Source organism: Enterobacter sp. JBIWA005 (genome assembly GCF_019968805.1).
Classification (GTDB): Bacteria; Pseudomonadota; Gammaproteobacteria; order Enterobacterales; family Enterobacteriaceae; genus Enterobacter; species Enterobacter vonholyi.
In genome coordinates this window covers 3,247,450-3,274,183 of the sequence record NZ_CP074159.1, presented here as the reverse complement: position 1 = coordinate 3,274,183, position 26,734 = coordinate 3,247,450, and the positions used below count along the sequence as shown (strand labels likewise).

The window sequence follows — 26,734 nt, the reverse complement described above, 5'->3', positions numbered from 1 at the left end:
GTGAATTTTATTCGAATTCGTTGAAAATCAGGCCCCTGCTGGGGGCCTTAAAAAGGAATGTAAATCGCCATGTTACTACCCTGGCTAATATTAATTCCCTTCATCGGCGGCTTCCTGTGCTGGCAGACTGAACGCTTTGGCGTGAAGATGCCGCGCTGGATTGCGCTGATCACCATGGGATTGACGCTCGCGCTTGGCCTGCAACTGTGGTTGCAGGGCGGTTACTCACTGACCCAGTCTGCGGGCATTCCGCAGTGGCAGTCTGAGTTCATCCTGCCGTGGATCCCGCGTTTCGGCATTACGATCCACCTGGCGATTGACGGTCTGTCTCTCCTGATGGTGGTGCTGACCGGTCTGCTCGGCGTTCTGGCGGTACTCTGCTCCTGGCGAGAAATTGAAAAATACCAGGGCTTCTTCCACCTGAACCTGATGTGGATCCTGGGCGGCGTAATCGGCGTGTTCCTTGCCATCGACATGTTCCTGTTCTTCTTCTTCTGGGAGATGATGCTGGTGCCGATGTACTTCCTGATCGCGCTGTGGGGCCACAAGGCGTCCGACGGTAAAACGCGTATCACGGCGGCAACCAAGTTCTTCATCTATACCCAGGCGAGTGGTCTGGTGATGTTGATTGCCATTCTGGCGCTGGTGTTTGTTCACCACAACGCGACCGGCACCTGGACCTTTAACTACGAAGACCTGCTGAAGACCCCAATGTCGCACGGCGTTGAATATCTGCTGATGCTGGGCTTCTTCATCGCGTTCGCGGTGAAAATGCCGGTCGTTCCGCTGCACGGCTGGCTGCCAGACGCGCACTCTCAGGCACCAACGGCGGGTTCCGTTGACCTGGCGGGCATCTTGCTGAAAACGGCGGCCTACGGTCTGCTGCGTTTCGCTCTGCCGCTGTTCCCGAACGCCTCCGCAGAGTTCGCACCGATTGCCATGTGGCTGGGTGTGATCGGTATCTTCTACGGTGCCTGGATGGCCTTCACGCAGTACGACATCAAGCGTCTGATTGCCTACACCTCCGTTTCCCACATGGGCTTCGTGCTGATTGCTATCTACACCGGCAGCCAGCTGGCGTACCAGGGCGCGGTGATCCAGATGATTGCGCACGGTCTGTCTGCAGCCGGCCTCTTCATCCTGTGCGGTCAGCTGTACGAACGTCTGCATACCCGCGATATGCGTATGATGGGCGGTCTGTGGAGCAAAATTAAGTGGCTGCCAGCGCTGTCCATGTTCTTCGCGGTGGCTACCCTGGGGATGCCGGGTACCGGTAACTTCGTCGGCGAATTTATGATTCTGTTCGGCAGCTTCAAAGTGGTACCGGTGATTACCGTGATCTCCACGTTTGGTCTGGTGTTCGCTTCCGTATACTCGCTGGCGATGCTGCACCGCGCTTACTTCGGTAAAGCGAAGAGCGAAATTGCTGCACAAGAACTGCCGGGGATGTCGCTGCGTGAGCTGTTCATCATCCTGCTGCTGGTCGTACTGCTGGTGCTGCTGGGCTTCTTCCCGCAGCCAATTCTGGATACCTCGCACAGCGCGATGGGTAACATCCAGCAGTGGTTTGTTAATTCTGCTTCTACTACAAGGCCGTAATTCGCCATGACAATAACTCCACAACAACTGATCGCGCTGCTACCGCTGCTGATCGTCGGATTGACGGTGGTGGTTGTGATGCTCTCCATTGCGTGGCGACGCAATCACTTCCTGAATGCCACGCTGTCGGTCATCGGCCTGAACGCCGCGTTAGTCTCTCTCTGGTTTGTTGGTCAGGGTGGGGCGATGGACGTCACCCCGCTGATGCGCGTTGACGGTTACGCCATGCTGTATACCGGACTGGTGCTGCTGGCAAGCCTGGCAACCTGTACCTTTGCGTACCCGTGGCTCGAAGGCTACAACGACAATAAAGAAGAGTTTTACCTGCTGGTTCTGATTGCCGCGCTGGGCGGCATTCTGCTGGCGAATGCGAACCACCTGGCCGCGCTGTTCCTCGGCATTGAGCTGATATCTCTGCCGCTGTTCGGCCTGATTGGTTACGCCTTCCGTCAGAAGCGCTCCCTGGAAGCAAGCATCAAGTACACTATTCTGTCTGCTGCTGCATCCTCGTTCCTGCTGTTTGGTATTGCGCTGCTGTACGCACAGTCCGGTAATCTCTCCTTCATGGCGCTCGGCAAGAGCCTAGGCGACGGCATGCTGCATGAGCCGCTGCTGCTGGCGGGTCTGGGCATGATGATTGTTGGCCTTGGCTTCAAACTCTCTCTGGTGCCGTTCCACCTATGGACGCCAGACGTATACCAGGGCGCTCCGGCTCCGGTGTCGACCTTCCTGGCGACGGCGAGCAAAATCGCTATCTTCGGTGTGGTCATGCGTCTGTTCCTGTACGCGCCGGTAGGTGACAGCGAAGCGGTACGCGTGGTGCTGGGCATTATCGCGTTCGTCTCCATCATCTTCGGTAACCTGATGGCGCTGAGCCAGACCAACATCAAGCGTCTGCTGGGCTACTCGTCTATCTCTCATCTGGGCTACCTGATGGTGGCGCTGATTGCGCTGCAGAGCGGCGAGATGTCGATGGAAACCGTTGGCGTGTATCTGGCCGGTTACCTGTTCAGCAGTCTCGGCGCCTTCGGCGTGGTGAGCCTGATGTCCAGCCCGTACCGTGGTCCGGATGCCGATTCACTGTTCTCCTACCGTGGCCTGTTCTGGCACCGTCCGATCCTGTCTGCGGTGATGACCGTGATGATGCTCTCTCTGGCAGGTATCCCGATGACGCTTGGCTTTATCGGTAAATTCTACGTGCTGGCCGTCGGTGTGCAGGCGCACCTGTGGTGGCTGACCGCGGGCGTGGTGATCGGTTCCGCGATTGGTCTCTACTACTACCTGCGCGTGGCCGTGAGCCTGTACCTGAGTGCGCCTCAGCAGCTCAACCGTGATGCCCCAACCAACTGGCAGTACAGCGCCGGTGGTATCGTAGTGCTTATCTCGGCGCTGCTGGTGCTGATCTTCGGTATCTATCCGCAGCCGCTGATTGATATCGTGCAGCGAGCGATGCCGCTGATGTAAAACAAAAAACCCGCCTCGGCGGGTTTTTTTATGTTTTTCGCCCTCTCCCTGTGGGAGAGGGACGGGGTGAGGGCACCAGCCCGCACCAGACTTAAGCCAGCTGCTTCCTGCTTATAAGCGGCCCGTCAATCTTCTTCATCGAGCGGTCCAGCACTTCCTCAATCACCGACGACAGCTCGTTCAGCTCAAACTTCGCCACGTAACCGTCCGCCTTCACCTTACGAATATGATCTTCGTTGGCGTTGCCGGAAAGGGAAGAGTGGATCACCACCGGAATGTCTTTCAGGAACGGGTCGGTTTTGATTTTGCGCGTCAGCGTAAAGCCGTCCATCTCCGGCATTTCAAGATCGGTCAGCACAAGCGCGATCTTGTCGGTGATGGGAACTCCTTCAGCCTGCGCCTGAGCGGCCAGTACGCCAATTTTCTCCCACGCATCTTTGCCGGTGATATGCAGCTGTGCCGGGATCTCCATCGCCTGCAGGCCTTTCTCCAGCATCGAACGCGCGACTTTCGAATCTTCCGCGACGATGGCGACAGCGCCTGGCTTAATATGGAATTTGGTGGTCTTCAGATTGGTGGCGTGCAGATCGTGATTGGCCGGGGTGATGTCGTACAGGATCTGCTCAACGTCCAGCACCATCGCCAGATCGTTGGTATCCGTTTTCTCGTCCAGGCAGGCGATGCTGGTGATGTAGCGACCGCTGACGGCGGTTTCCGCCGCGTGCACCTGCTTCCAGTCCAGACGCATGATGTTCTCAACCGACTCCACGGCAAACGCCTGTACGCTGCGCGCGTATTCGGTGATCAGCAGGATATTCAGCCCGGTGGTGGGCTTACAGCCCGCCACGGCGGCCAGGTCGATCACCGGGATCACCTGATCGCGAATATTCACCATTCCCATCAGCGGTGATTTCATCCCGGCAGGTTTCGTGAACTCCGGCATCGGCACAATTTCACGCAGTTTAAAGACGTTAATGCCAAACAGCTCAGATTTATTTTCGTTAAGAGAAGTGCCAAGACGGAACAGCAACAGTTCAAAACGGTTCGACAGGGTCAGATTCGCCCTGTCATCAATATCTTTCTGGAAATTATCCATTCTACCCTCGAGAGAAATGCTGACCTTTTAATCGTTATCGGCATCCTGAGGGAAAAATGAAGGACTAAACGCTGACCTGAGCGAAATCTTCGGCCAGCTCACATTCCGGGAACAGCGCGCGGCACTCTGCCAGCAGCTTTTCACAGCCCCGCGCGTCGTAGCGCGAGCTGACATGGGTGACGATGAGTCTCCCGACGCCCGCGTTACGGGCAAGCTGCGCCGCCTGACGCGTAGAGCTATGGCCCCGGCTGTTGGCTTTTTCTTCCATCGCTGTTTCAAGCGTTGCTTCATGCACCATCACATCCACGCCCTGGGCAAGGTGAAGCGCTGCCGGGCACGGGGCCGTGTCGCCAAATATCGCCAGCTTTTTGCCGGGCTGCGGTGCGGCGAGATAATCCTGGCCGTTGATGACGCGCCCGTCCTCCAGCGTGACGGTCTCACCGTGCTTCAGGCGCTGGAACAGCGGCCCGGGTTTTACGCCGTCGGCCATCAGCGCGGCGGCATCCAGCGCGCCGGGTTTATCATACGCATCAATACGGTAGCCATAGCACTCGACAGGGTGACTGAGCGGCTGAGCGCTCACCTTATATTCGCCGTCATCGAAAACCAGGCCTTCGGTAATCTCAACGACCTCCAGGGGATAATCTGTCCATGACCCGCTCAGGCGTAGCGTAGTTTCGACAAATTCACGAATACCCGCTGGCCCGTAAATCGTCAGCGGGTTGGCGTTTCCGGCCATCGAGCGGCTGCACAGCAGGCCGGGAAGGCCAAACAGGTGGTCGCCATGCAGATGGGTGATAAAAATTTTATCCAGCTTGCCGGGGTGGTAAGCGGTGTGTAACAGCTGATGCTGCGTCCCTTCACCGCAGTCAAACAGCCACAGCCCGCCGCGGGTGGGATGCTTAAGATCCAGCAGGATCGCCGTCACGTTTCGTGAGCGGGTTGGCACGCCAGCGGACGTACCCAGAAAAATCAGTTCCATAATGTAATCAGCCCTTTGCCGAACGGAGAGGGGTTTAGTATAACGTGATGAACCCCAGGAAGGAGACTGACATGATCCAGTGGCAAGATTTACATCATAGCGAACTCACCGTTCATTCACTTTACGCCCTGCTGAAACTGCGCTGCGAAGTTTTTGTGGTTGAACAGACCTGCCCGTATCAGGACATCGACGGCGACGATCTCGTTGGGGAGAACCGCCATATACTCGGCTGGCGGAATAACGAGCTGGTGGCGTATGCGAGGATTCTGAAAAGCGAAGACGATTTTGAGCCTGTCGTCATTGGCCGCGTCATCATCAGCGGTAAGGCGCGCGGCGAAAAGCTGGGCTATCAGCTGATGGAAAAAACGCTGGAGGCGTGCCGGAAACAGTGGCCTGACAAGGCGTTATACCTGGGCGCGCAGGCACACCTGCAGTCCTTCTACGGCCACTTTGGTTTCGTGCCGGTCACCGATGTGTACGATGAAGATGGCATTCCCCACGTCGGCATGGCGCGAGAAGCGAAGCAGGCGTAATAGCGAGTCGTTGGCTATAGTTAGCGGACTGGTGTACTAACATGGAGAAAAATATGTCATTTCAATCCTGGGATACCCGTATCGACGACGACCTGGCTTTACTGAGCGAAACGCTGGAAGAGGTGTTACGTTCCTCGGGCGACCCTGCCGATCAGAAATATATAGAGCTAAAAGCCCGCGCCGAACAGGCGCTGCATGAAGTGAAAAACCGCGTCAGCCATGCGTCTGATACCTACTACTACCGCGCCAAAAAAGCAGTGTATCGTGCCGATGATTACGTGCATGAAAAACCGTGGCAGGGTATTGGCGTGGGGGCTGCCGTAGGGCTGGTACTGGGGCTGCTGCTGGCCCGTCGCTAAACCGCTTAACCACTCCCTATACGTGGGTACTGCTATTTATCGTCAGTACCCCGTATAATACGAGGTTTTAACAGGGAGAGGTTCGCGTGAATTCGATTTTCCTCGCGCTGGAGCAATTGCGTACCCAGCTTTCGCAAGCGTTACCCGCAACACCCGGCTTACGTCATTTCGACGTCTCTTTCCCGTTAAACGACGCCTTCGACCCTCTCGCCTGGCTTGGGGCTCAGCAGTGCTATCCGCAGTTTTACTGGCAACAGCGTAACGGCGATGAAGAGCTGGCTGCGCTGGGGGCGGTTACCCAATTTTCCTCTCTGGCGTTAGCCACGCAGTTTTTGCGCGAGCAAAATGCGGCACAAGATACCCGTATCTGCGGCCTGAACGCTTTTAATCCGGAGCAGGGGAGCCTCTTTTTACCGCGGCTGCTCTGGCGACGTACCGCCGGCAACGCCACGCTGCGCCTGCAGTTGTGGAGCAATTATTCTCTTCAGGAAGATGCCCGCGCCGCGCTGGATTTTTTACAGCAGCTCCGTCCTGCAAGGCCTATCCGCCCGCTGTCCGTTCAGGTAGAGCACGAAACCCATCTGCCGCAGCAGGCCGAATGGCTGACGCTTATCCGCAGGGCGACAGAGACCATTGCGTGCGGTGAATTTGAAAAAGTGGTTCTCGCCCGGGCAACCGATATTCGTTTTACACAGCGCGTAAACCCCGTCGCGCTGATGGCAGCCAGCCGGGCCCTGAATTTACATTGCTACCATTTCTGCATGATTTTCGACGCCCGCAACGCGTTTCTCGGCTCGACCCCCGAGCGTCTGTGGCGGCGGCGCGGCACGCTGCTGCGTACGGAAGCGCTGGCGGGCACCGTCGCCAGCCATAGCGATGATAGCCAGGCGCAGCGTCTCGGCGAGTGGCTGCTGAACGATGATAAAAACCAGCGTGAAAATATGCTGGTTGTGGAGGATATCTGTCAGCGTCTTCAGCACTCTACGCAGACGCTCGAGGTACTGCCCCCCCAGGTGGTACGCCTGCGTAAAGTGCAGCATTTGCGCCGCTGTATCTGGACCGAGCTTAAACAGGCTGATGACGAGCAGTGTCTGCTCATGTTGCAGCCAACCGCAGCCGTTGCCGGATTACCCCGACAGCCTGCGCGCGAGTTTATTCAGAAGGTTGAACCCTTTAACCGCGAATGGTACGCCGGTTCGGCCGGGTATTTATCCCCCGAGCAGAGTGAGTTTTGCGTGGCGCTGCGCTCCGCGCGCGTTCAGGAGGACTCCCTGCGGCTCTACGCCGGCGCCGGTATCGTCAGCAGATCTGACCCGGAGCAGGAGTGGCAGGAGATTGAAAACAAAGCCGCCGGATTGCGCTCTCTGCTCCTAAGGGATTAATACAGATTCGCGCAATCCCGATTCATATCAAAATTCCAATTTTTTCTATTATTTATACTGTGTCGCATTCTTGATACCGGACAATCTCATGTCAGTAAGTTCTTTTAACCGACGCTGGGCGGCGGTGATCCTTGAAGCCCTGACGCGCCATGGCGTCAGGCACGTGTGTATTGCACCGGGTTCTCGCTCAACGCCGCTGACGCTGGCGGCCGCCGAAAACCGGGCGTTAATTCACCACACCCACTTTGATGAGCGCGGCCTCGGCCATCTTGCGCTGGGTCTGGCGAAGGTCAGCAAAGAACCCGTGGCGGTGATTGTCACTTCCGGTACCGCCGTGGCGAACCTCTATCCGGCGCTGATTGAAGCCGGGTTAACCGGTGAAAAACTGATTCTGCTGACGGCCGATCGTCCCCCTGAGCTTATCGACTGCGGCGCCAATCAGGCCATTCGCCAGCCGGGACTCTTTTCTTCGCATCCTTCGCAGACGATTTCGCTGCCCCGTCCCACCCAGGATATTCCGGCAAGCTGGCTGGTCTCTACCGTCGATCACGCCATGGAGACGTTGCGTAGCGGATCGTTGCATATCAACTGCCCGTTTGCCGAGCCGCTTTACGGTGAGCTGGACGACACGGGTCTTGACTGGCAGCAGACCCTCGGCGACTGGTGGGAGAGTGAAAAACCGTGGTTGCGCGAGCAGACGCATCTCGAGAGCGCGAAGCAGCGCGATTGGTTCTTCTGGCGACAGAAGCGCGGCGTGGTTATCGCCGGGCGCATGAGCGCCTCTGAAGGCAAGCTGGTTGCCGAATGGGCGCAAACCCTGGGCTGGCCGCTGATAGGCGACGTGCTTTCCCAGACCGGTCAGCCGCTGCCGTGCGCCGATCTCTGGCTGGGTAATGCCAAAGCGGTCACCGAACTGGCGCAGGCGCAGATTGTGGTCCAGCTTGGATCGAGCTTGACCGGCAAACGGTTACTGCAGTGGCAGGCGACCTGCACACCGGACGAGTACTGGCTGGTGGACGCGCTGGAAGGGCGGCTTGACCCGGCGCACCACCGCGGCCGTCGTCTGGTGAGCAGTATCGACGCCTGGCTGGCGCTTCATCCGGCTGAGAAACGCAAGCCCTGGGCGGTTGCCATTCCGGACCTTTCGCGCCAGGCGTGGGAACTAACCAAAGCGCACTGTGAAGCGTTTAGCGAAGCCGGGCTGGCGCACCGTATTCGCCAGTACCTGCCCGAGCAGGGGCAGCTGTTTGTCGGCAACAGCCTGGTCGTGCGGCTGATTGACGCTTTTTCGAAGCTGCCCGCGGGCTACCCGGTGTACAGCAACCGTGGTGCCAGCGGCATCGACGGGCTGATCTCCACGGCGGCGGGCGTACAGCGCGCCAGCGCGAAATCGACGCTGGCGATCGTGGGCGATCTCTCCGCGCTCTACGATCTCAACGCGCTGGCGCTGCTGCGTCAGGCGTCAGCCCCGTTTGTGCTGATTGTGGTCAACAACAACGGTGGGCAGATTTTCTCCCTGCTGCCTACGCCGCAGAGCGAGCGCGAGCGTTTCTATCTGATGCCGCAGAACGTGCAGTTCGAACACGCCGCGGCGATGTTTAGCCTGAAATACCATCGCCCGGAAAGCTGGGAACAGCTGGACGCGGCGTTAAACAGCGCATGGAAACAGCCGGGCGCGACGCTGATTGAGCTTGTGGTGAACGATGCTGACGGTGCGCAGGCCCTGCAAAGCCTGCTGGCGCAGGTGAGCCAGCTGTGATCCTTTCGGGCGTGCTGCAGGCCGGAAAACCAGGCTATCCCTGGCTGGTCTTTTTGCACGGTTTTTCGGGTGACTGTCGCGAGTGGCAGAGGGTCGGTGAAGGACTTAGCGATTATCGCAGGCTATATCTGGATCTGCCGGGGCACGGTGGATCCCGGAATCTGGGTGTGAAGGGGTTTGACGAGATGAGCGCGTTGCTCACCCGAACCCTGCTTAGTTACAACATACTTAAATTCTGGCTTGTCGGGTACTCCCTCGGCGGCCGCATTGCGATGTTCCATGCCTGCCAGCAGCCGAAGGGGCTGCATGGCGTGGTGGTGGAGGGAGGGCATCCGGGCCTGCAGGATGCCGATGCGCGAAATGCGCGGCTGGCATCCGACCGCCGCTGGGCAACGCGTTTTCGTACCGAACCGCTGGAGAAAGCGTTCGCTGACTGGTACCAACAGCCCGTTTTCGCCTCCCTTACGGACGCCCAGCGCGACGCGCTGATTACCCTGCGCAGCCATAACAGCGGCGCGAGGCTGGCGATGATGCTCGAGGCAACGTCGCTGGCCGTGCAGCCCGACCTGCGTGCTGCCCTGAGCGCGCGCGATTTCTCTTTTGATTATCTCTATGGCGAACGTGATGAGAAGTTTGCGGCCCTGGCCGCTGAGCTGAACGCCGTTCGCCATGCAATTCCCAACGCCGGACACAACGCCCACCGGGAAAACCCCGATGCGGTTACCGCAAGTCTGGCTCAGATACTGCGTCTTCGCATAAAGGACACTCTATGATCTACCCTGATGAAAACATGCTCTATGCACCGGTTGAATGGCAAGACTGCTCCGAAGGCTACACCGACATTCGTTACCATAAATCCACCGACGGCATTGCTAAAATCACCATTAACCGTCCGCAGGTGCGTAATGCCTTCCGTCCGCTGACCGTGAAAGAGATGATTCAGGCCCTGGCGGATGCGCGCTACGACGATAACATCGGCGTGATTGTCCTGACCGGCGAAGGCGATAAAGCGTTCTGCTCCGGCGGCGATCAGAAAGTGCGCGGTGACTACGGCGGATACCAGGACGACGCGGGTACGCACCACCTGAACGTCCTCGATTTCCAGCGTCAGATCCGCACCTGTCCAAAACCGGTGGTGGCGATGGTGGCGGGCTACTCCATCGGCGGCGGCCACGTGCTGCACATGATGTGTGACCTGACTATTGCCGCCGAGAACGCCATCTTCGGCCAGACGGGCCCGAAAGTGGGATCCTTCGACGGCGGCTGGGGTGCCTCCTACATGGCGCGCATCGTCGGGCAGAAAAAGGCCCGCGAAATCTGGTTCCTGTGCCGCCAGTACAACGCGCAGGAAGCGCTGGATATGGGCCTGGTGAACACCGTGGTGCCGCTTGCCGATCTCGAAAAAGAGACCGTGTGCTGGTGCCGTGAAATGCTGCAAAACAGCCCGATGGCGCTGCGCTGCCTGAAAGCGGCACTTAACGCCGACTGTGACGGTCAGGCGGGTCTGCAGGAGCTGGCGGGCAACGCCACCATGCTGTTCTACATGACCGAAGAGGGTCAGGAAGGGCGCAACGCGTTTAACGAAAAACGCCAGCCGGACTTCAGCAAATACAAACGGAACCCGTAATGCGTCGCGCGCAGGTTTACCGCTGGCAGATACCGATGGACGCGGGCGTGGTGCTGCGTGAACGGCGGTTAAAAACCCGTGACGGCTTCTTCGTGCATCTGCAGCAGGACGAGCGGGAAGGCTGGGGCGAGATTTCACCGCTGCCGGGCTTTAGCATGGAGTCGCTGGAAGACGCGCAGTCAGCATTGCTGGCGTGGGCGGACGCGTGGCGTGAGGGCGCGGATCCGGTATTGCCGGATGTGCCTTCCGCAGCTTTTGGTATCAGCTGCGCGCTCGCGGAGCTGGACGGCAGCCTGCCGGAAGCGGGAAATTACCGCACGGCACCGCTCTGCACGGGCGATCCGGACGAACTCTTCGCGCTGCTCTCCGCTATGCCGGGCGAGAAGGTCGCGAAAATCAAAGTTGGGCTCTATGAGGCAGTGCGCGACGGCATGGTCGCCAACCTGCTGCTGGAAGCGATCCCCGATCTTCATCTGCGTCTGGACGCCAACCGCGCCTGGACGCCGCTTAAGGCGCAGCAGTTTGCGAAGTACGTCAACCCGGCGTACCGCAGCCGCATTGCCTTCCTCGAAGAGCCGTGCAAGACGCGGGAGGATTCGCGCGCGTTTGCCCGCGAAACGGGAATTGCCATCGCCTGGGATGAAAGCCTGCGCGAGGCCGATTTCGAATTTGTCGCCGAACCCGGCGTCAGCGGGGTGGTGATTAAACCGACGCTGACCGGCAGCCTGGCGAAAGTGCGCGAGCAGGTCGCGGCGGCGAACGCCTTAGGGCTGAAGGCGGTCATCAGCTCGTCGATTGAGTCCAGCCTTGGGCTAACCCAGCTGGCGCGGATTGCCGCCTGGTTAACGCCTGACACGGTCCCCGGTCTCGACACGCTGAACCTGATGCAGGCTCAGCTTCTCCGCCCGTGGCCGGACAGCGCGCTGCCGTGCCTCGACGTTACGGCGCTGGAGCCGCTGCAATGAGTTTTACCGACTGGCCGTGGCGGCACTGGTGTGCGCAGTTTGCCGATAAACCGGCCCTGAGTCTGAACGACGAGGTGCTCAGCTGGCAACAGCTGTGCGCGCGCATTGACCGCCTTGCGGCGGGCTTTCACCGTCAGGGCGTGGAGGAGGGCGACGGCGTGCTGCTGCTGGCCCATAATCATCCGCACACCCTGCTGGCGTGGCTGGCGCTGCTCCAGTGCGGGGCGCGTATTCTTCCCGTGAATCCGCAGCTGCCGCGCCCGCTGCTGGACGTGCTGCTCCCGCAGATGACGTTGCGCTTTGCGCTGGTGCTGGACGGCAGCTACGACGGTCTTCCTGCCCTGGGCATGCGCGAGACCACCGATGCGTATTGCGCTGCGTGGCAACCGGCGCGGCTGGCGTCCATGACGCTGACCTCCGGCTCTACCGGGCTGCCGAAAGCGGCGGTCCATACCTGCGAGGCCCATCTTGCCAGCGCGCGCGGCGTTTTGTCGCTGATACCCTACGGTGAAGACGACGACTGGCTGCTTTCGCTGCCGCTGTTTCACGTTTCCGGCCAGGGAATTTTATGGCGCTGGCTGCAGGCCGGCGCGCGCTTAACCGTGCGCGAGAAACAGCCGCTGGCGGAGGCGCTGTGCGGCTGTACCCACGCCTCGCTGGTGCCAACCCAGCTCTGGCGTCTGCTTAATTCACACCAGCATGTTGCACTGAAAGCGGTGCTGCTGGGCGGGGCGGCCATCCCTGTTGAATTGACCGAACAGGCGAGAGAGCAGGATATTCGCACCTTCTGCGGCTACGGCCTGACCGAGTTTGCCTCTACCGTCTGCGCGAAAGAGGCGGACGGCGAGCCGGACGTGGGCTATGCGCTGCCGGGCAGAGAGGTTCAGGTGGTTAACGGGGAAGTCTGGATCAGGGCGCAAAGCATGGCCTCTGGCTACTGGCGGGATGGCGAACTGATTCCGCTGACCAACGCGCAGGGATGGTTCGCCACACGCGATAGCGGCGAATGGCATAACGGACGTCTGACGATCCTGGGCCGCATGGACAACCTCTTTTTTAGCGGCGGAGAAGGGATCCAGCCGGAATCGCTGGAACGCGTTATCGCCACGCACCCGCAGGTTAACCAGGTATTTATTGTTCCGCTGGACGACGCCGAGTTTGGGCAGCGTCCGGTGGCGGTAGTGGAGTGCGAGCCGGGAACGGATATCACCTGTTTACCTGACTGGGTGAGGGATAAGGTGGCGCGTTTTGAGCAACCCGTCCGCTGGCTGCTGTTGCCGACCGAACTCAAAAATGGCGGTATTAAAGTCTCGCGCCGCGCGTTGCAGCAATGGGTGAACGCATCGCTGAAGGGATAATAGCCGTTTCAAATAGTTACAATCTAATGACCTGCCGCACGCAGAGTGCTTGATCCCCGGGAGACTCCGGTTAAAATCTCGCGGTTTTGGGACTTCTTTATAATAATTGTGCGGGATCACGACAATGAAAAAAGTGGCATTAGTGGGCTTAGGCCTGATGGTTGTATCTGCGGCGGCTAACGCCATCAGCATTAACGGATCGGCGGGTCAGGATTATACCCACCTTGGCTTTGGCATGGGTACCGAGACTTCGGGTCTGGCGATGACCGGCGGCTGGACGCATAACGATGATGACGGCGACGCGGCCAGCCTCGGCCTGGGTCTCAACGTTCCTCTTGGCCCGTTCCTGGCCACCGTCGGCGGTAAAGGTATCTATACCAACCCAAATGACGGTGACGAAGGGTACGCGGCGGCAGTGGGCGGCGGCCTGCAGTGGAAAATTGGCGACAGCTTCGGCCTGTTTGGTGAGTACTACTATTCGCCGGACTCCCTCTCAAGCGGTATCGAAAGCTATGAAGAGGCTAACGCCGGCGCGCGCTGGACCATCATGCGTCCGATTACCATCGAAGCGGGCTATCGCTATCTGAACCTGGCCGGTAAAGACGGCAACCGCGACAACGCGCTGGCCGACGGCCCGTACGTGGGCGTCAGCGCAGGCTTTTAATCACTCCGGCGCGGCAATCTGTCGCGCCAGTTTCTCTCTTATCCACCCCGCGTTTGCGTTATAGTGTTTTGACCAAATAAGCGGGAGAACATAATGATTAACGTGGAGATGTTATCCACCGGCGACGAAGTGCTGCATGGACAAATTATTGATACCAATGCTGCCTGGCTTGCCGATCTTTTCTTTGAGCAAGGATTACCGTTAACGCGCCGCAATACGGTGGGCGACAATCTTGAGTCACTGGTCGCTATTCTGCGTGAACGCAGTGAGCACTGTGACGTGCTGATTGTGAACGGTGGGCTCGGCCCTACCAGTGACGATCTCAGCGCGCTGGCCGCCGCGACCGCAAAAGGCGAAGGGCTTGTGCTGCACGAGGCGTGGCTTTCGCAGATGGAGCGCTTTTTCTCCGAACGTGGCCGCGTCATGGCCCCCAGCAATCGCAAACAGGCTGAAATTCCCGCCAGCGCCGAGCTGGTTGATAACCCGGTGGGTACCGCGTGCGGATTTGCCATGCAGCTGAACCGCTGCCTGATGTTCTTCACGCCGGGCGTGCCCTCAGAATTTAAAGTGATGGTCGAGCAGCAGATCCTGCCGCGCCTTCGCCAGCGTTTTACCCTGCCGGAACCGCCGCTGTGCCTGCGTCTGACCACCTTTGGCCGCTCGGAAAGCGATCTGGCCCAGAGCCTCGATCACCTTCCGCTGCCGCCGGGCGTGTCCATGGGCTATCGCTCCTCCATGCCGATCATTGAACTTAAGCTGACAGGCCCGGCCGAGCAGAAAGAGGCGATGCTGGCGTTGTGGCCCGAGGTGCAGCGCGTGGCTGGTGAAAGCCTGATCTTTGAAGGTACGGAAGGGTTGCCCGCGCAGATTGCGAAGCATCTGCAGGCGCGTCAGCTCAGCGTGACCTTAAGCGAGCAGTTCACCGGTGGCCTGCTGGCGCTGCAGCTGTCGCGCGTCAACGCGCCGCTGCTGGCCAGCGAAGTTGTGCCGTTCCAGCAGGAGACCCTGGCGCAGACCGCCCGCTGGGCGTCCGAGAGAAGGGTGAAGCATTTTGCCGGTCTGGCGCTGTTTGTCGGCGGGCTTGATGAAGAACATCTCAACTTCGCGCTGGCGACGCCCGAGGGCACCCACGCCCTGCGGGTAAAAATGAGCATTACCCGCCACAGCCTGGCGGTGCGTCAGGAGGTGTGCGCCATGATGGCGTTGAATATGCTGCGCCGCTGGCTGAATGGCAAAGAGGTGGCCAGCGAGCACGGCTGGATTAACGTGGTTGAGTCGTTGTTCGTGGAGTAACACCTGCGCCGGGGCCTTTCGCCCCGGCCATGTTCAGCCGAGCGCCTTTGCCAGCAGCGTAATCGGATGTTCGCAGCGCTTGCTGGTGGACATCTCAATCTGCCATTTGCAGGTTTCGCAGTCCGTTACTACGATATCTGCGCCGCTCTCCTCAATCTGACGAAACAGCGGGGCGCCAATCGCCTGTGACGTTTCGTAGTTTTCACGCTTAAAGCCGTAGGTTCCCGCAATCCCGCAGCAGCGCGAGTCCAGCACCGTCAGCTCCAGCCCCGGGATTAGCCGCAGCAGCTCCAGCGTATAGAGCGACCAGCCCATCTTCTCCATATGACAAGGTGTGTGATACACCACCTTCAGGGATAATTCCCTCAGCGGCAACGTCTGCCCGCTATCCAGCTTGCGCCACAGGAAACGTGTCGCCAGCTCGATGTGCTCGCGCAGTCCGGTGTTGTCCACGTCCAGCAGATGCGGGTACTCATCGCGCAGGGTAAAGGTACAGGTGGACGAGGTCGCCAGCACCGGAATACCTTTATCAACAATCGCTTCGCGCAGTGACGTGACATTGCTCTGAGCCTGCCTGCGCGCTTTATCGGTAAACCCGTTGGCGATCAGCGGTACGCCGCAGCACTTCTCTTTATTCAGTAGCTGAACGCCCGTTCCCATGGCGTTCAGCACCTTCAGCAGGTCTTTACCCAGCTGCGGGTGGTTGTAATTCACGTAGCAGCCGTGGAAAAAGGCCACCTGCTCGGCGTACTGCGCCTGTTTCGCCGCGACGGATTTATACCAGCGGCGGAACGTACCGTGAGAATATTTCGGCAGGCTGCGGTGATGGTCTATCTTCAGCGTGGCATCCAGCAGCTGGCGCACCGGTTTGAGGGAGGTCGCGGCATTCACCAGCGGGGCAAACGGCGTAGAGACGCTGCCCATCAGATCGGTATGGCTCAGAATCGCGTCCCGCAGCGACGGCTTTTGCGCGCTGTAGCGCGCCCGGGCGCGCTGGATGATATCGCCGATTTTCACATCCGACGGGCAGGCGACTTCGCAGCGTTTGCAGTTGATGCAGTATTTCAGCGCTTCATCATACAGCTTGCCGTCCTTCAGGCGCAGACGCTCGCCGTCCGGTCCGGCCTGCTTTGGTCCGGGATAGCGTGGGTTCACGCCGCTGACCGGGCAGACGGTGGTACACACCGTGCATTTGATGCAGCTTTCAAAACGGGTATCGTTCATTGTTCAGCCTCCGTGCGCTGGCTAATCTGCTCTGCCACATACAGCGCCGTGACGGCGCAGACGCCGCCACCGCACCCCTGAGCAATAGGATCGTACCCGCCCAGCAGCGAGCCGATGGCAAAGAGATTACTGACAGGTCTACCGGCAAGCTGCGGATGCAGGTGGTTATCGACAATCACGCCGAACTGCTGCCAGGGCTGCGGCGAGAAGAAATCACTTTGATACCAGTCCGCGCGGGAGGCATGCTGGCGAACATCCAGTCCCATAATAGCTTCCCGGATACCCTCCCGGCTGCTCAGCAGCCCGTTGCTGAAGAAGCTGCCGCTTGCCAGCACCGTATAGCGCGCACGAAGCGGAATATCGTCGTGGTTGCGCGTCCAGATTTCGCTCACCGCGCCGCCGGTCAGAGTGATTTTTTTCACCTCATCACCCGCCATCCACACGCCGCCCTGCGCGACAAACTGGCGCTGGAGCTGGGTATGCAGACGAATGCCGGGTACGGACGGAGGCAGCGTTGGCAGCAGGCCGAGCGAGCAGGGCAGACGATCCGAGAGCCAGCGCCAGAGCCGGTTGTCGCGTAAGCCAAAGCAGGCGGGCATCAGCAGGGCGTCACAGCTGTCGCTGAGGGGCCTGAGCGCGTCATACAGCAGCGGCCATTTGTCCTCGTTATCCAGAAATCGGGCGATATTCACCGCGCGAAACTCGCTCGGGTTATCGCGCAGGACATCAAGCTCAGGTAGCTCTATCTCTGCCGTTTCGGCATTGATACCCTGGCGGCAAAGCGACGCCGCCGCGAGATGGGGCTGAAAATCCAGAAAACCACTAATACCCACGACCCGAACGCGCGCGGCATTGAAGGGGGCAACGGGCACCTCCTCCGGGCTGAGCCAGGCAGAGCGTAAGGTACCGAGCGGCGTGACGCGCTGGTGATTGAGCCGGGCGCTTCCCTTCAGACGCGCACCGCAGTCCGCCAGCAGCGCTTCGGTTTCCAGCGCAAAGCGGTCAACGTTGTGCGCGCCAATCAGGTGATAGGGGTGCTCCGGAGGCAGCTTATCGCGGTACGTTTCGTCCACCAGATCCAGCGAGCCCGACGAGAAGTGCAGGGCGCTCTGGCCCCGTGTGATAATGGCGCAGCGCAGCCCCTGCCTGGTGAGCCTGATGCCGCAGAGCAGGCCTGCCAGCCCGCCGCCGACGATTACGGTATCAAATTTCATCGTGTTGCTCCTTCTCAAGACCGCAAAGCCCCTGGTAGACCCAGCGGGTAAATTCGCTTTCGCGCAGGGCATCGCCCCAGGCGACAGGCTGAATGCCTTTCCAGCGCTCGTTTAAAAACGCGCTGAGCTGATCGAGCGACTGGGTGGCGGTGGTGGTATGAAAGCGCTGCAGCAGTCCGGCGGCACGACAGGCGCACAGCTCGCCCTGACAGGTCCCCATTCCGACGCGGGTGCGGCGGCGAAGATCGAGCAGGCTGTTAACCGTCAGATTTTCCACCGCGTACTGCACCTCACCGGCGGTGACGGCTTCGCACTCGCACACCAGGCTGCGGCTCAGGCGCCCTTCACCGAGCCACTGCGGCGTTCTGTCGCCGTGGCGGTAAATAGCGGATCCGCGCAGTGGCGCGGGCAGGGAGATGATTTTTTGCAGCGTTTTTTCGTTGGACTGACGCGAGCCGGGCAGGGGTTGTTCTGCCGTCACGCACCGTTCGGTATTGCCCAGCTTGCGGGCGACGGCATCGGTCGCCCACTCGGCCATCAGGCGGTAGGTCATCAGCTTGCCGCCGGTGATGGTGATAAACCCGTCCAGCCCGTCACGCTCGGCGTGATCGAGCAGCACAATGCCTCGGCTGACGTTACGCCCGCTCGGATCGTTATCGCTGGCGACCAGCGGACGCACGCCTGCGTAGGCGCGCAGAATACGCGTCTGCGCCATCACCGGGGCCAGTTTTTCCCCTTCGCGCAGCAGGACATCGACCTCTTCAGCGGTAACGCGGTTGTAGTCAATCTCGCTATAGTCCACGTGGGTTGAGGTCGTACCGATTAATGAGATGGTGTCACCCGGCACCAGAATATCGGCATCTGACGGTTTGCGGCAGCGGTTAATTACGTGGTTATTGATGCGGTGGTCGAGGATCAGCAGCGAGCCTTTCGCCGGGAACATGCGCACCGACAGGTCCGCGTATTCCGCGATGCGCTGCCCCCATATCCCCGCCGCGTTAACCACCACGGCGGCATACAGCTCGCTGTGTTCGTTATATTGCGTATCAACGATCCGTACGCCGCAGATGCGGTTTCCCTCGCGGATAAGCCCGGTCACTTCGTGTCCGGTCAGGATGTGAGCGCCATGTTCGCGGGCGTCCAGCATGTTGGCGGCAGTCAGGCGGAAGGGGTCAACGGTGCCGTCAGGCACTTTAACCGCGCCGATAAGCGCCGGGTTAACCGACGGTTCCAGCCGCCGCGCCAGAACCGGATCCATGGCCTCAGCCTGAATGCCCGCTGCACAGCAGGCGGTAATAAAGGTGTCCTGGAAGGTAAGGTCATCTTCGGGAAGAGTGATAAATAGGCCGTCAGTCGGCTCAATGCAGTGGCGGGCGATACGCTTGAGGATCTGGTTTTCAGCAATACATTCGCGCGCGGATTCAGCGTCGGTGACCGCATACCGGGCGCCGCTGTGCAGCAGGCCGTGGTTACGTCCGGTTGCGCCCGTGGCGATATCATGGCGTTCCAGAAGCGTGACGCTTAAGCCGCGAAGGGCGCAATCGCGCGCGATCCCGGCGCCGGTTGCGCCACCACCAATGATTATCACATCACTATAACGAGGATCGTGACTGGTCATTGTTTACCCTCTATGTTCGTTTTTTATCATTTAGCCATATTAATTTTGTGGTTTGTTTGATTTCGAACATAAACGCGCGGAATTCGAAAGTGAAACGTGATTTCATGCGCCTTTTTGCGCATTCTGTCATATTTCTGTAACAATCTGTGCGTTGATTCACAGTAACAATCACCGTGATTTCTTAACATCCCCGCCTCTGGAATTCAGGTGCGAGCCACCTGCTCATTCATTTCAAGGCCACGGAGGCTGTTATGCTCAGTATCTTCAAACCTGCGCCGCACAGGGCGCGTCTGCCAGAGGCAGAAATAGATCCGCTCTATCGCCGTCTGCGTTGGCAAATCTTCCTGGGGATCTTCTTCGGGTACGCGGCGTACTACCTTGTACGTAAAAACTTCGCGCTCGCCATGCCGTATCTGGTGGAGCAGGGCTTTTCCCGTGGCGATCTGGGGTTCGCGCTGTCGGGGATCTCCATCGCCTACGGTTTTTCCAAATTCATCATGGGTTCCGTGTCGGATCGCTCGAATCCGCGCGTGTTCCTGCCCGCCGGTCTGATCCTGGCGGCTGCGGTCATGCTGTTCATGGGCTTTGTGCCGTGGGCAACCTCCAGCATTGCCATCATGTTCGTGCTGCTGTTCCTCTGCGGCTGGTTCCAGGGGATGGGGTGGCCGCCGTGCGGGCGTACCATGGTGCACTGGTGGTCGCAGAAAGAGCGCGGCGGCATCGTGTCGGTGTGGAACTGCGCCCATAACGTGGGCGGCGGTATTCCGCCTCTGCTGTTCCTGCTGGGGATGGCCTGGTTCAACGACTGGCATGCGGCGCTCTATATGCCTGCCTTTGGCGCCATTCTGGTGGCGATTATTGCCTTCGCCCTGATGCGCGATACGCCGCAGTCCTGCGGCCTGCCGCCGATTGAAGAGTACAAAAACGACTATCCGGATGATTACAGCAAGGAGCACGAAGAAGAGCTGACTGCGAAACAGATCTTCATGAAGTACGTGCTGCCGAACAAGCTGCTGTGGTACATCGCGGTCGCGAACGTGTTCGTTTACCTGCTGCGCTACGGCATCCTCGACTGGTCGCCAACCTACCTGAAAGAGGTGAAGCACTTTGCGCTGGATAAATCCTCCTGGGCGTACTTCCTGTATGAATATGCCGGGATCCCGGGCACGCTGCTTTGCGGCTGGATGTCGGACAAGGTGTTTAAAGGTAACCGCGGCGCGACGGGCGTGTTCTTTATGACTCTGGTGACCATTGCTACCGTGGTGTACTGGCTCAACCCGCCGGGCAACCCATCAGTAGATATGGCCTGCATGATCGTCATCGGCTTCCTGATTTACGGTCCTGTGATGCTGATCGGTCTGCATGCCCTGGAGCTGGCGCCGAAAAAAGCGGCGGGCACGGCGGCGGGCTTTACCGGCCTGTTCGGCTACCTGGGCGGTTCGGTCGCGGCGAGCGCCATCGTGGGCTACACCGTTGACTTCTTTGGCTGGGACGGCGGCTTTATGGTGATGATCGGCGGTAGCGTGCTGGCGGTACTGCTGCTGATTGTTGTGATGATCGGTGAGAAACGTCACCACGCGGAAGTGCTGGCGCGTCGTCAATAAGGAGCTTAGCGATGAAATTAACCCAACTTGCAACCGGCCTGCTGCTGGCGGGCCTGATGACCGGGTCCGCGCTGGCGGCGGATAAAATTGTTATTGCCCACCGCGGCGCCAGCGGCTATCTGCCGGAGCATACGCTGCCGGCGAAGGCGATGGCCTATGCGCAGGGTGCGGATTACCTGGAGCAGGATCTGGTGATGACGAAGGACGACCAGCTGGTCGTCCTGCACGATCACTATCTTGACCGCGTGACGGACGTGGCGGATCGTTTCCCGGACCGCGCGCGCAAAGATGGCCGCTTCTATGCCATCGACTTCACGCTGGCGGAGATCCGTTCCCTGAAGTTTACCGAGGGCTTTGAGATTGAAAACGGCAAGAAGGTGCAGGTCTATCCGGGACGTTTCCCGATGGGCAAATCTGACTTTCGCATTCATACCTTCCAGGAAGAGATTGAGTTTGTTCAGGGGCTGAACCACTCAACCGGTAAAAACATCGGCATCTATCCGGAAATCAAAGCGCCGTGGTTCCACCATCAGGAAGGAAAAGATATTGCCGCGAAGACGCTCGAGGTGCTGAAGCAGTACGGCTACACCGGCAAGAAGGACAAGGTCTACCTGCAGTGTTTTGATGCCGCCGAGCTGAAACGCATCAAAACCGAGCTGGAGCCGAAGATGGGGATGGATCTCAATCTGGTGCAGCTGATTGCCTATACCGACTGGAATGAAACCCAGGAGAAGCAGCCGGACGGGAAGTGGGTTAACTACAGCTACGACTGGATGTTTAAGCCGGGCGCGATGAAGCAGATTGCGCAGTACGCCGACGGCATCGGGCCGGATTACCACATGCTGGTGGCGGAAGGTTCAACGCCGGGTCACGTGAAGCTGACTGCGATGGTGAAAGAGGCGCACGCCAGCAGGATGCAGGTGCACCCGTATACCGTGCGTGCAGACCAGCTGCCGCCATATGCCACGGACGTGAATCAGCTTTATGAAGTGTTGTATAAGCAGGCGGGCGTGGACGGACTGTTTACGGATTTCCCGGATAAAGCGGTGACGTTCTTAAAATAGAAAAAAGGGCCGTAAGGCCCTTTTTTACATCTCGATCTCTATATCGCCTTTTGCCCGGCAGCAGCAGGGCAAAATTTCCCCTTCATTGATAAAGGCCAGCGGCTCGGTCAGCCAGTCCACCTGGCCGGCGACCAGACGGCAGCGGCAGGAACCGCAGTAGCCGGAACGACACTGGTACTCTACTTCTACCTGATGCGCCTCAAGCGCCACCAGCAGAGAAGGATGCTCCTCCCGACACAGTACCTCAGTGCCGGAAAGACTTAACGTGACGCGTGACATCAGAGCTGGAAGTTGCTCAGGTCGTCGGTGTTGACTTCAGAATCAATCTGACCGACCAGATAAGAGCTGACTTCCACTTCCTGCGGCGCAACCTGCACGTTATCGGACACCAGCCAGGTGTTGATCCACGGAATCGGGTTAGAGCGCGTCTGGAACGGAAGGTCGAGACCAACAGCCTGCATGCGGATGTTGGTGATGTACTCAACGTACTGGCACAGGATATCTTTGTTCAGGCCAATCATGGAGCCGTCGCGGAACAGGTAGTCTGCCCACTCTTTCTCCTGCTGAGCGGCCAGCACGAACAGGTCGTAGCACTCCTGCTTGCACTCTTCAGCGATTTCCGCCATCTCCGGATCGTCCGTACCGCTGCGCAGCAGGTTCAGCATGTGCTGGGTGCCGGTCAGGTGCAGGGCTTCATCACGGGCAATCAGACGGATGATTTTGGCGTTGCCTTCCATCAGCTTGCGCTCGGCAAAGGCGAAGGAGCAGGCGAAGCTGACATAGAAGCGGATCGCTTCCAGCGCGTTGACGCTCATCAGGCACAGGTACAGCTGCTTTTTCAGCGCGCGCAGGTTCACGGTGATGGTTTTACCGTTCACGTGGTGGGTGCCTTCGCCCAGCAGGTGCCAGTAGCTGGTCATCTCGATCAGCTCGTCGTAGTAGTGGGCAATGCCTTCCGCGCGCTTCTGGATCTGCTCGTTGGTGACGATATCGTCAAACACCACCGCCGGATCGTTCACGATGTTGCGGATAATGTGCGTGTAAGAGCGGGAGTGAATGGTCTCGGAGAATGCCCAGGTTTCCACCCAGGTCTCCAGCTCAGGAATCGAGATCAGCGGCAGCAGCGCCACGTTAGGGCTACGTCCCTGAATAGAGTCCAGCAGCGTCTGGTACTTCAGGTTGCTGATGAAGATATGTTTTTCGTGATCCGGCAGCGACTGGTAGTCAATACGGTCGCGGGATACGTCCACTTCTTCCGGACGCCAGAAGAAGGAGAGTTGCTTTTCAATCAGCTTTTCGAAGATGTCATATTTTTGCTGATCGTAGCGTGCCACGTTGACCGGCTGGCCGAAGAACATCGGCTCTTTGAGCTGGTCGTTTTTCGTCTGTGAAAAGGTGGTATATGCCATGAGTGTGTCCTGTCTTACGAAATAAAGGCGGGGATATCCCCGCCCTTCATTAGATCTTACATGCGCCGCTTTCGCAGCCATCGTCCTGAATTGACGGTACCAGGTCGTCCTGCGCGTCTTCCGCACCATCACGGGTGTTGTGATAGTACAGGGTTTTCACGCCAAATTTGTAGGCGGTGAGCAGGTCTTTCAGCAGCTGCTGCATCGGGACCTTGCCTGACGGGAAGCGCGTCGGGTCATAGTTTGTATTGGCAGAGATCGACTGGTCGATAAACTTCTGCATGATACCCACCAGCTGCAGGTAGCCGTCGTTGTTTGGCATTTCCCACAGCAGCTCGTAGTTGTCACCCAGCGTCTCGTAATCCGGTACCACCTGACGCAGCACGCCGTCTTTCGACGCTTTGATGCTGACGTGGCCGCGCGGTGGCTCAATACCGTTGGTGGCGTTAGAGATCTGCGAAGAGGTCTCAGACGGCATCAGGGCAGAGAGCGTGGAGTTACGCAGGCCGTGAGTCTTGATGGACTCGCGCAGGCCTTCCCAGTCGAGGTGCAGCGGCTCGCTGACAATCGCATCCAGGTCTTTCTTGTAGGTGTCGATTGGCAGAATGCCTTTCGCGTAGGTGGTTTCGTTGAACCACGGGCACGCGCCTTGCTCTTTCGCCAGCTCGTTGGACGCTTTCATCAGGTAGTACTGAATCGCTTCGAACGTCTGGTGCGTCAGGTTGTTGGCGCTGCCGTCAGAGTAACGCTTGCCGTTTTTCGCCAGCCAGTAGGCGAAGTTGATCACGCCGATACCCAGGGTACGGCGGCCCATCGCACCGCGTTTAGCGGCCGGGATTGGGTAATCCTGGTAGTCCAGAAGGGCGTCGAGCGCACGAACCGCCAGCACGGCCAGCTCTTCCAGCTCGTCCAGGCTCTTAATCGCGCCCAGGTTGAACGCGGACAGCGTACACAGCGCGATTTCGCCGTTTTCGTCGTTCACGTCTTCCAGCGGTTTGGTCGGCAGGGCGATCTCCAGGCACAGGTTAGACTGGCGCACTGGCGCAACCACTGGATCAAACGGGCTGTGGGTGTTGCAATGGTCAACGTTCTGGATGTAGATACGGCCGGTAGAGGCACGTTCCTGCATCATCAGGGAGAACAGGTCTACTGCCTTCACGCGCTGCTTACGGATGCTGTCGTCTTTTTCGTATTTGGTGTACAGACGCTCGAACTCGTCCTGATCGGCAAAGAACGCGTCATACAGGCCCGGGACGTCGGACGGGCTGAACAGGGTGATGTCTTCGCCTTTCAGCAGACGGGTGTACATCAGCTTGTTGATCTGCACGCCGTAGTCCATGTGACGCACGCGGTTGCCTTCCACGCCTCGGTTGTTTTTCAGAACCAGCAGGCTTTCCACTTCCAGGTGCCACATCGGGTAGAACAGGGTCGCAGCACCGCCGCGCACGCCGCCCTGTGAGCAGGATTTTACGGCCGTCTGGAAGTGTTTATAGAACGGGATACAGCCGGTGTGGAACGCTTCACCGCCGCGAATCGGGCTGCCCAGCGCACGGATGCGACCGGCGTTGATGCCGATACCGGCACGCTGGGAGACGTATTTCACGATGGCGCTGGAGGTGGCGTTGATTGAATCCAGGCTGTCACCACACTCGATCAGTACGCAGGAGCTGAACTGACGGGTTGGGGTACGCACGCCAGACATGATCGGCGTCGGCAGAGAAATCTTGAACGTGGATACCGCATCGTAGAAACGCTTCACGTAATCCAGACGGGTGTCACGCGGGTAGTTAGAGAACAGGCAGGCTGCCACCAGAATGTAGAGGAACTGGGCGCTTTCGTAGATCTCACCGGTTACACGGTTCTGAACCAGGTATTTGCCTTCGAGCTGCTTCACCGCCGCGTAGGAGAAGTTCATGTCGCGCCAGTGATCGATAAACCCGTTCATCTGCTCGAACTCTTCTTCCGTATAGTCTTCCAGCAGATGCGTGTCGTATTTGCCCAGCTCAACCATTTTCACCACGTGATCGTAAAGCTTCGGCGGCTCAAACTGGCCGTAGGCTTTTTTACGCAGGTGGAAAATCGCCAGACGTGCAGCGAGGTACTGATAATCCGGTGCTTCGCGGGAGATGAGGTCTGCCGCTGCTTTAATGATCGTTTCGTGGATATCAGACGTTTTGATGCCGTCGTAGAACTGAATGTGGGAGCGCAGTTCAACCTGGGAGATAGATACGTTGTTCAGTCCTTCTGCTGCCCAGTCGAGAACTCGATGGATTTTGTCCAGATTGATACGCTCGGTAGTACCGTCGCGCTTTGTCACCAGCAGACTCTGATTCATGTGGGTTTTACCTGTCCGTGAAATAAAAAATATCCCCCGTTTATCCACAGATCCGTCTTGTGACTAACTCTGTGGATAAATACTACATGTAGGGGGTTTGCGATAAGAAAAACGCTATATGGTGAGTATTCTAGTATCGAATCTTTTCAGCACAAGGGTTGATTTTGGCGTTAAATTGAGGTTGTGAAAGGGTAAAAAAGGCTAAGTCCTCGTACCGTAAGGCCTGGAAGACATGTCAATAATTAAGAAAAAAAATTCAAAATTTGATCGAGTGCTGATTTCTTCAACGGGAGGTCAGAATTGCGCAACATGATGTCGCGCAATCTTTATAAGAATAACGAATGACGTTAGTCGTTTTTGGCGGTTGTGTGCAACATATAGTTAACATCAGCGCCCGGTGCGAGTTTGAATTTATTGGTTAGCGGATTGTAGTGCAGGCCGGTGATGTGCTGCTCTTTGAGCCACGTCTGGTCAACCCAGCTTAACAGCTCCGCAGGCTTGATGAATTTCTTCACGTCGTGCGTCCCTTTCGGCACCATGCGCAGTACATACTCCGCGCCAACGACGGCCATCAGCCACGCTTTACCGTTACGGTTGATGGTTGAGAAGAAGACCTGACCGCCCGGCTTCACCAGTTTTGCACAGGCATGTACCACCGACTGCGGATCGGGTACGTGCTCCAGCATCTCCATGCAGGTCACCACATCGTACTGATGGGCGTGTTTTGCCGCGTGTTCTTCCACGGTTTCCTGCACGTAGTCTACCTGTATGCCAGACTCCAGCGCATGAAGACGGGCAACCTGCAAAGGTTCAAAGCCCATATCCAGGCCCGTGACGTTCGCCCCTTCGCGCGCCATGCTTTCCGCCAGGATGCCGCCGCCGCAGCCGACGTCGAGCACTTTCTTACCGAACAGGCCGCCGGAACGCTCCGCGATATAGCCCAGACGCAGCGGATTAATGCGATGCAGCGGTTTGAACTCACCTTCGAGATCCCACCAGCGGGACGCCACCGCTTCAAATTTGGCAATCTCTTCGTGGTCAACGTTGTGAGCCATCGGGGATTTTTCGGCATTCATGGGCGCTTTTACTCCTTATTTAGCAAGACAAAGGAGTATATCAGGCAATCCCCGTGAATAAAGCGTATAGGTTTACCTCAATCACCTCGGCTGTGTTATAATTTGCGAC

At 58.5% G+C, this 26,734-nt stretch carries 23 protein-coding genes; 14 read left to right on the top strand and 9 right to left on the bottom strand.

Annotated elements, in window-relative coordinates; translation table 11 throughout:
• The first annotated feature begins 69 nt into the window (after nucleotides 1–69).
• Together nuoM and nuoN are read left to right on the top strand one after the other, a co-directional pair.
• A complete protein-coding gene (gene nuoM / locus KGP22_RS15470) occupies nucleotides 70–1,599 on the top strand; it encodes an NADH-quinone oxidoreductase subunit M (RefSeq protein ID WP_023312532.1) in 1,530 nt (509 codons plus the stop codon).
• Nucleotides 1,600–1,605: 6 nt separating this feature from the next.
• Nucleotides 1,606–3,063 carry an NADH-quinone oxidoreductase subunit NuoN gene (nuoN, locus tag KGP22_RS15465; RefSeq protein WP_023312531.1) on the top strand — a complete coding sequence of 486 codons (1,458 nt, stop codon included), beginning with the start codon at nucleotides 1,606–1,608 and terminating at the stop codon, nucleotides 3,061–3,063.
• Nucleotides 3,064–3,154: 91 nt separating this feature from the next.
• Here nuoN and KGP22_RS15460 read toward each other — a convergent pair whose 3' ends face one another.
• Nucleotides 3,155–4,159 (bottom strand): chemotaxis protein, encoded by a 1,005-nt coding sequence (locus KGP22_RS15460; protein ID WP_136195492.1) that lies wholly within the window; start codon nucleotides 4,157–4,159, stop codon nucleotides 3,155–3,157.
• 64 nt (nucleotides 4,160–4,223) lie between these two features.
• Nucleotides 4,224–5,141 carry a ribonuclease BN gene (rbn, locus tag KGP22_RS15455; protein ID WP_223580053.1) on the bottom strand — a complete coding sequence of 306 codons (918 nt, stop codon included), beginning with the start codon at nucleotides 5,139–5,141 and terminating at the stop codon, nucleotides 4,224–4,226.
• 71 nt (nucleotides 5,142–5,212) lie between these two features.
• Between rbn and KGP22_RS15450 the strand changes: the two genes are divergently transcribed.
• The 10 genes from KGP22_RS15450 to KGP22_RS15405 all read left to right on the top strand — a co-directional run bounded on the left by KGP22_RS15450 (nucleotide 5,213) and on the right by KGP22_RS15405 (nucleotide 15,081).
• Nucleotides 5,213–5,674, top strand: coding sequence for a GNAT family N-acetyltransferase (locus KGP22_RS15450; protein WP_223580044.1), 462 nt, complete (start codon nucleotides 5,213–5,215; stop codon nucleotides 5,672–5,674).
• A 53-nt stretch (nucleotides 5,675–5,727) separates the two neighbouring features.
• A complete protein-coding gene (gene elaB / locus KGP22_RS15445; protein ID WP_008500219.1) occupies nucleotides 5,728–6,033 on the top strand; it encodes a stress response protein ElaB in 306 nt (101 codons plus the stop codon).
• A gap of 86 nt (nucleotides 6,034–6,119) precedes the next feature.
• Nucleotides 6,120–7,415 (top strand): isochorismate synthase MenF, encoded by a 1,296-nt coding sequence (gene menF, locus KGP22_RS15440; protein WP_223580042.1) that lies wholly within the window; start codon nucleotides 6,120–6,122, stop codon nucleotides 7,413–7,415.
• Between the two features lie 88 nt (nucleotides 7,416–7,503).
• Nucleotides 7,504–9,174 carry a 2-succinyl-5-enolpyruvyl-6-hydroxy-3-cyclohexene-1-carboxylic-acid synthase gene (gene menD, locus KGP22_RS15435; protein ID WP_223580040.1) on the top strand — a complete coding sequence of 557 codons (1,671 nt, stop codon included), beginning with the start codon at nucleotides 7,504–7,506 and terminating at the stop codon, nucleotides 9,172–9,174.
• Nucleotides 9,171–9,947 (top strand): 2-succinyl-6-hydroxy-2,4-cyclohexadiene-1-carboxylate synthase, encoded by a 777-nt coding sequence (gene menH, locus KGP22_RS15430; protein ID WP_223580038.1) that lies wholly within the window; start codon nucleotides 9,171–9,173, stop codon nucleotides 9,945–9,947. Before menD ends, menH begins: the two co-directional genes overlap by 4 nt.
• Nucleotides 9,944–10,801, top strand: a complete 858-nt coding sequence (gene menB / locus KGP22_RS15425) for a 1,4-dihydroxy-2-naphthoyl-CoA synthase (protein WP_223580036.1) — start codon at nucleotides 9,944–9,946, stop codon at nucleotides 10,799–10,801. Before menH ends, menB begins: the two co-directional genes overlap by 4 nt.
• A complete protein-coding gene (gene menC / locus KGP22_RS15420) occupies nucleotides 10,801–11,766 on the top strand; it encodes an o-succinylbenzoate synthase (RefSeq protein ID WP_223580034.1) in 966 nt (321 codons plus the stop codon). Before menB ends, menC begins: the two co-directional genes overlap by 1 nt.
• Nucleotides 11,763–13,124 carry an o-succinylbenzoate--CoA ligase gene (gene menE, locus KGP22_RS15415; RefSeq protein WP_223580032.1) on the top strand — a complete coding sequence of 454 codons (1,362 nt, stop codon included), beginning with the start codon at nucleotides 11,763–11,765 and terminating at the stop codon, nucleotides 13,122–13,124. Before menC ends, menE begins: the two co-directional genes overlap by 4 nt.
• Nucleotides 13,125–13,248: 124 nt before the next feature.
• Nucleotides 13,249–13,788 carry a YfaZ family outer membrane protein gene (locus tag KGP22_RS15410; protein ID WP_111965282.1) on the top strand — a complete coding sequence of 180 codons (540 nt, stop codon included), beginning with the start codon at nucleotides 13,249–13,251 and terminating at the stop codon, nucleotides 13,786–13,788.
• 93 nt (nucleotides 13,789–13,881) lie between these two features.
• A complete protein-coding gene (locus KGP22_RS15405) occupies nucleotides 13,882–15,081 on the top strand; it encodes a nicotinamide mononucleotide deamidase-related protein YfaY (RefSeq protein WP_111965283.1) in 1,200 nt (399 codons plus the stop codon).
• 33 nt (nucleotides 15,082–15,114) lie between these two features.
• Here KGP22_RS15405 and glpC read toward each other — a convergent pair whose 3' ends face one another.
• The 3 genes from glpC to glpA are packed head-to-tail and all read right to left on the bottom strand — an operon-like array spanning nucleotide 15,115 to nucleotide 19,137.
• A complete protein-coding gene (gene glpC, locus KGP22_RS15400; protein WP_149366450.1) occupies nucleotides 15,115–16,305 on the bottom strand; it encodes an anaerobic glycerol-3-phosphate dehydrogenase subunit GlpC in 1,191 nt (396 codons plus the stop codon).
• Nucleotides 16,302–17,519, bottom strand: coding sequence for a glycerol-3-phosphate dehydrogenase subunit GlpB (gene glpB / locus KGP22_RS15395; protein ID WP_111965285.1), 1,218 nt, complete (start codon nucleotides 17,517–17,519; stop codon nucleotides 16,302–16,304). The genes glpC and glpB overlap by 4 nt, the downstream gene beginning before the upstream one ends.
• Nucleotides 17,509–19,137 carry an anaerobic glycerol-3-phosphate dehydrogenase subunit A gene (gene glpA, locus KGP22_RS15390; protein ID WP_223580030.1) on the bottom strand — a complete coding sequence of 543 codons (1,629 nt, stop codon included), beginning with the start codon at nucleotides 19,135–19,137 and terminating at the stop codon, nucleotides 17,509–17,511. The genes glpB and glpA overlap by 11 nt, the downstream gene beginning before the upstream one ends.
• Nucleotides 19,138–19,388: 251 nt before the next feature.
• On the opposite strand from glpA, the gene glpT reads away from it, so the two are divergent.
• Nucleotides 19,389–20,741 (top strand): glycerol-3-phosphate transporter, encoded by a 1,353-nt coding sequence (gene glpT, locus KGP22_RS15385; RefSeq protein ID WP_045354273.1) that lies wholly within the window; start codon nucleotides 19,389–19,391, stop codon nucleotides 20,739–20,741.
• An 11-nt stretch (nucleotides 20,742–20,752) separates the two neighbouring features.
• Nucleotides 20,753–21,805 (top strand): glycerophosphodiester phosphodiesterase, encoded by a 1,053-nt coding sequence (gene glpQ / locus KGP22_RS15380; protein ID WP_223580028.1) that lies wholly within the window; start codon nucleotides 20,753–20,755, stop codon nucleotides 21,803–21,805.
• A gap of 24 nt (nucleotides 21,806–21,829) precedes the next feature.
• Here the strand turns inward: glpQ and yfaE are convergent, their stop codons facing one another.
• The 4 genes from yfaE to ubiG form a co-directional block, all read right to left on the bottom strand.
• Entirely contained in the window at nucleotides 21,830–22,084 is a 255-nt protein-coding gene (gene yfaE / locus KGP22_RS15375) for a class I ribonucleotide reductase maintenance protein YfaE (protein ID WP_008500234.1), read from the bottom strand.
• Nucleotides 22,084–23,214 (bottom strand): class Ia ribonucleoside-diphosphate reductase subunit beta, encoded by a 1,131-nt coding sequence (gene nrdB, locus KGP22_RS15370; RefSeq protein ID WP_047074992.1) that lies wholly within the window; start codon nucleotides 23,212–23,214, stop codon nucleotides 22,084–22,086. Before nrdB ends, yfaE begins: the two co-directional genes overlap by 1 nt.
• A 49-nt stretch (nucleotides 23,215–23,263) precedes the next feature.
• Entirely contained in the window at nucleotides 23,264–25,549 is a 2,286-nt protein-coding gene (gene nrdA / locus KGP22_RS15365; RefSeq protein WP_045908710.1) for a class 1a ribonucleoside-diphosphate reductase subunit alpha, read from the bottom strand.
• 347 nt (nucleotides 25,550–25,896) lie between these two features.
• Complete coding sequence (gene ubiG, locus KGP22_RS15360; protein ID WP_223580026.1) at nucleotides 25,897–26,625, bottom strand: bifunctional 2-polyprenyl-6-hydroxyphenol methylase/3-demethylubiquinol 3-O-methyltransferase UbiG; 729 nt, start codon at nucleotides 26,623–26,625, stop codon at nucleotides 25,897–25,899.
• Between the last annotated feature and the right edge of the window lie 109 nt (nucleotides 26,626–26,734).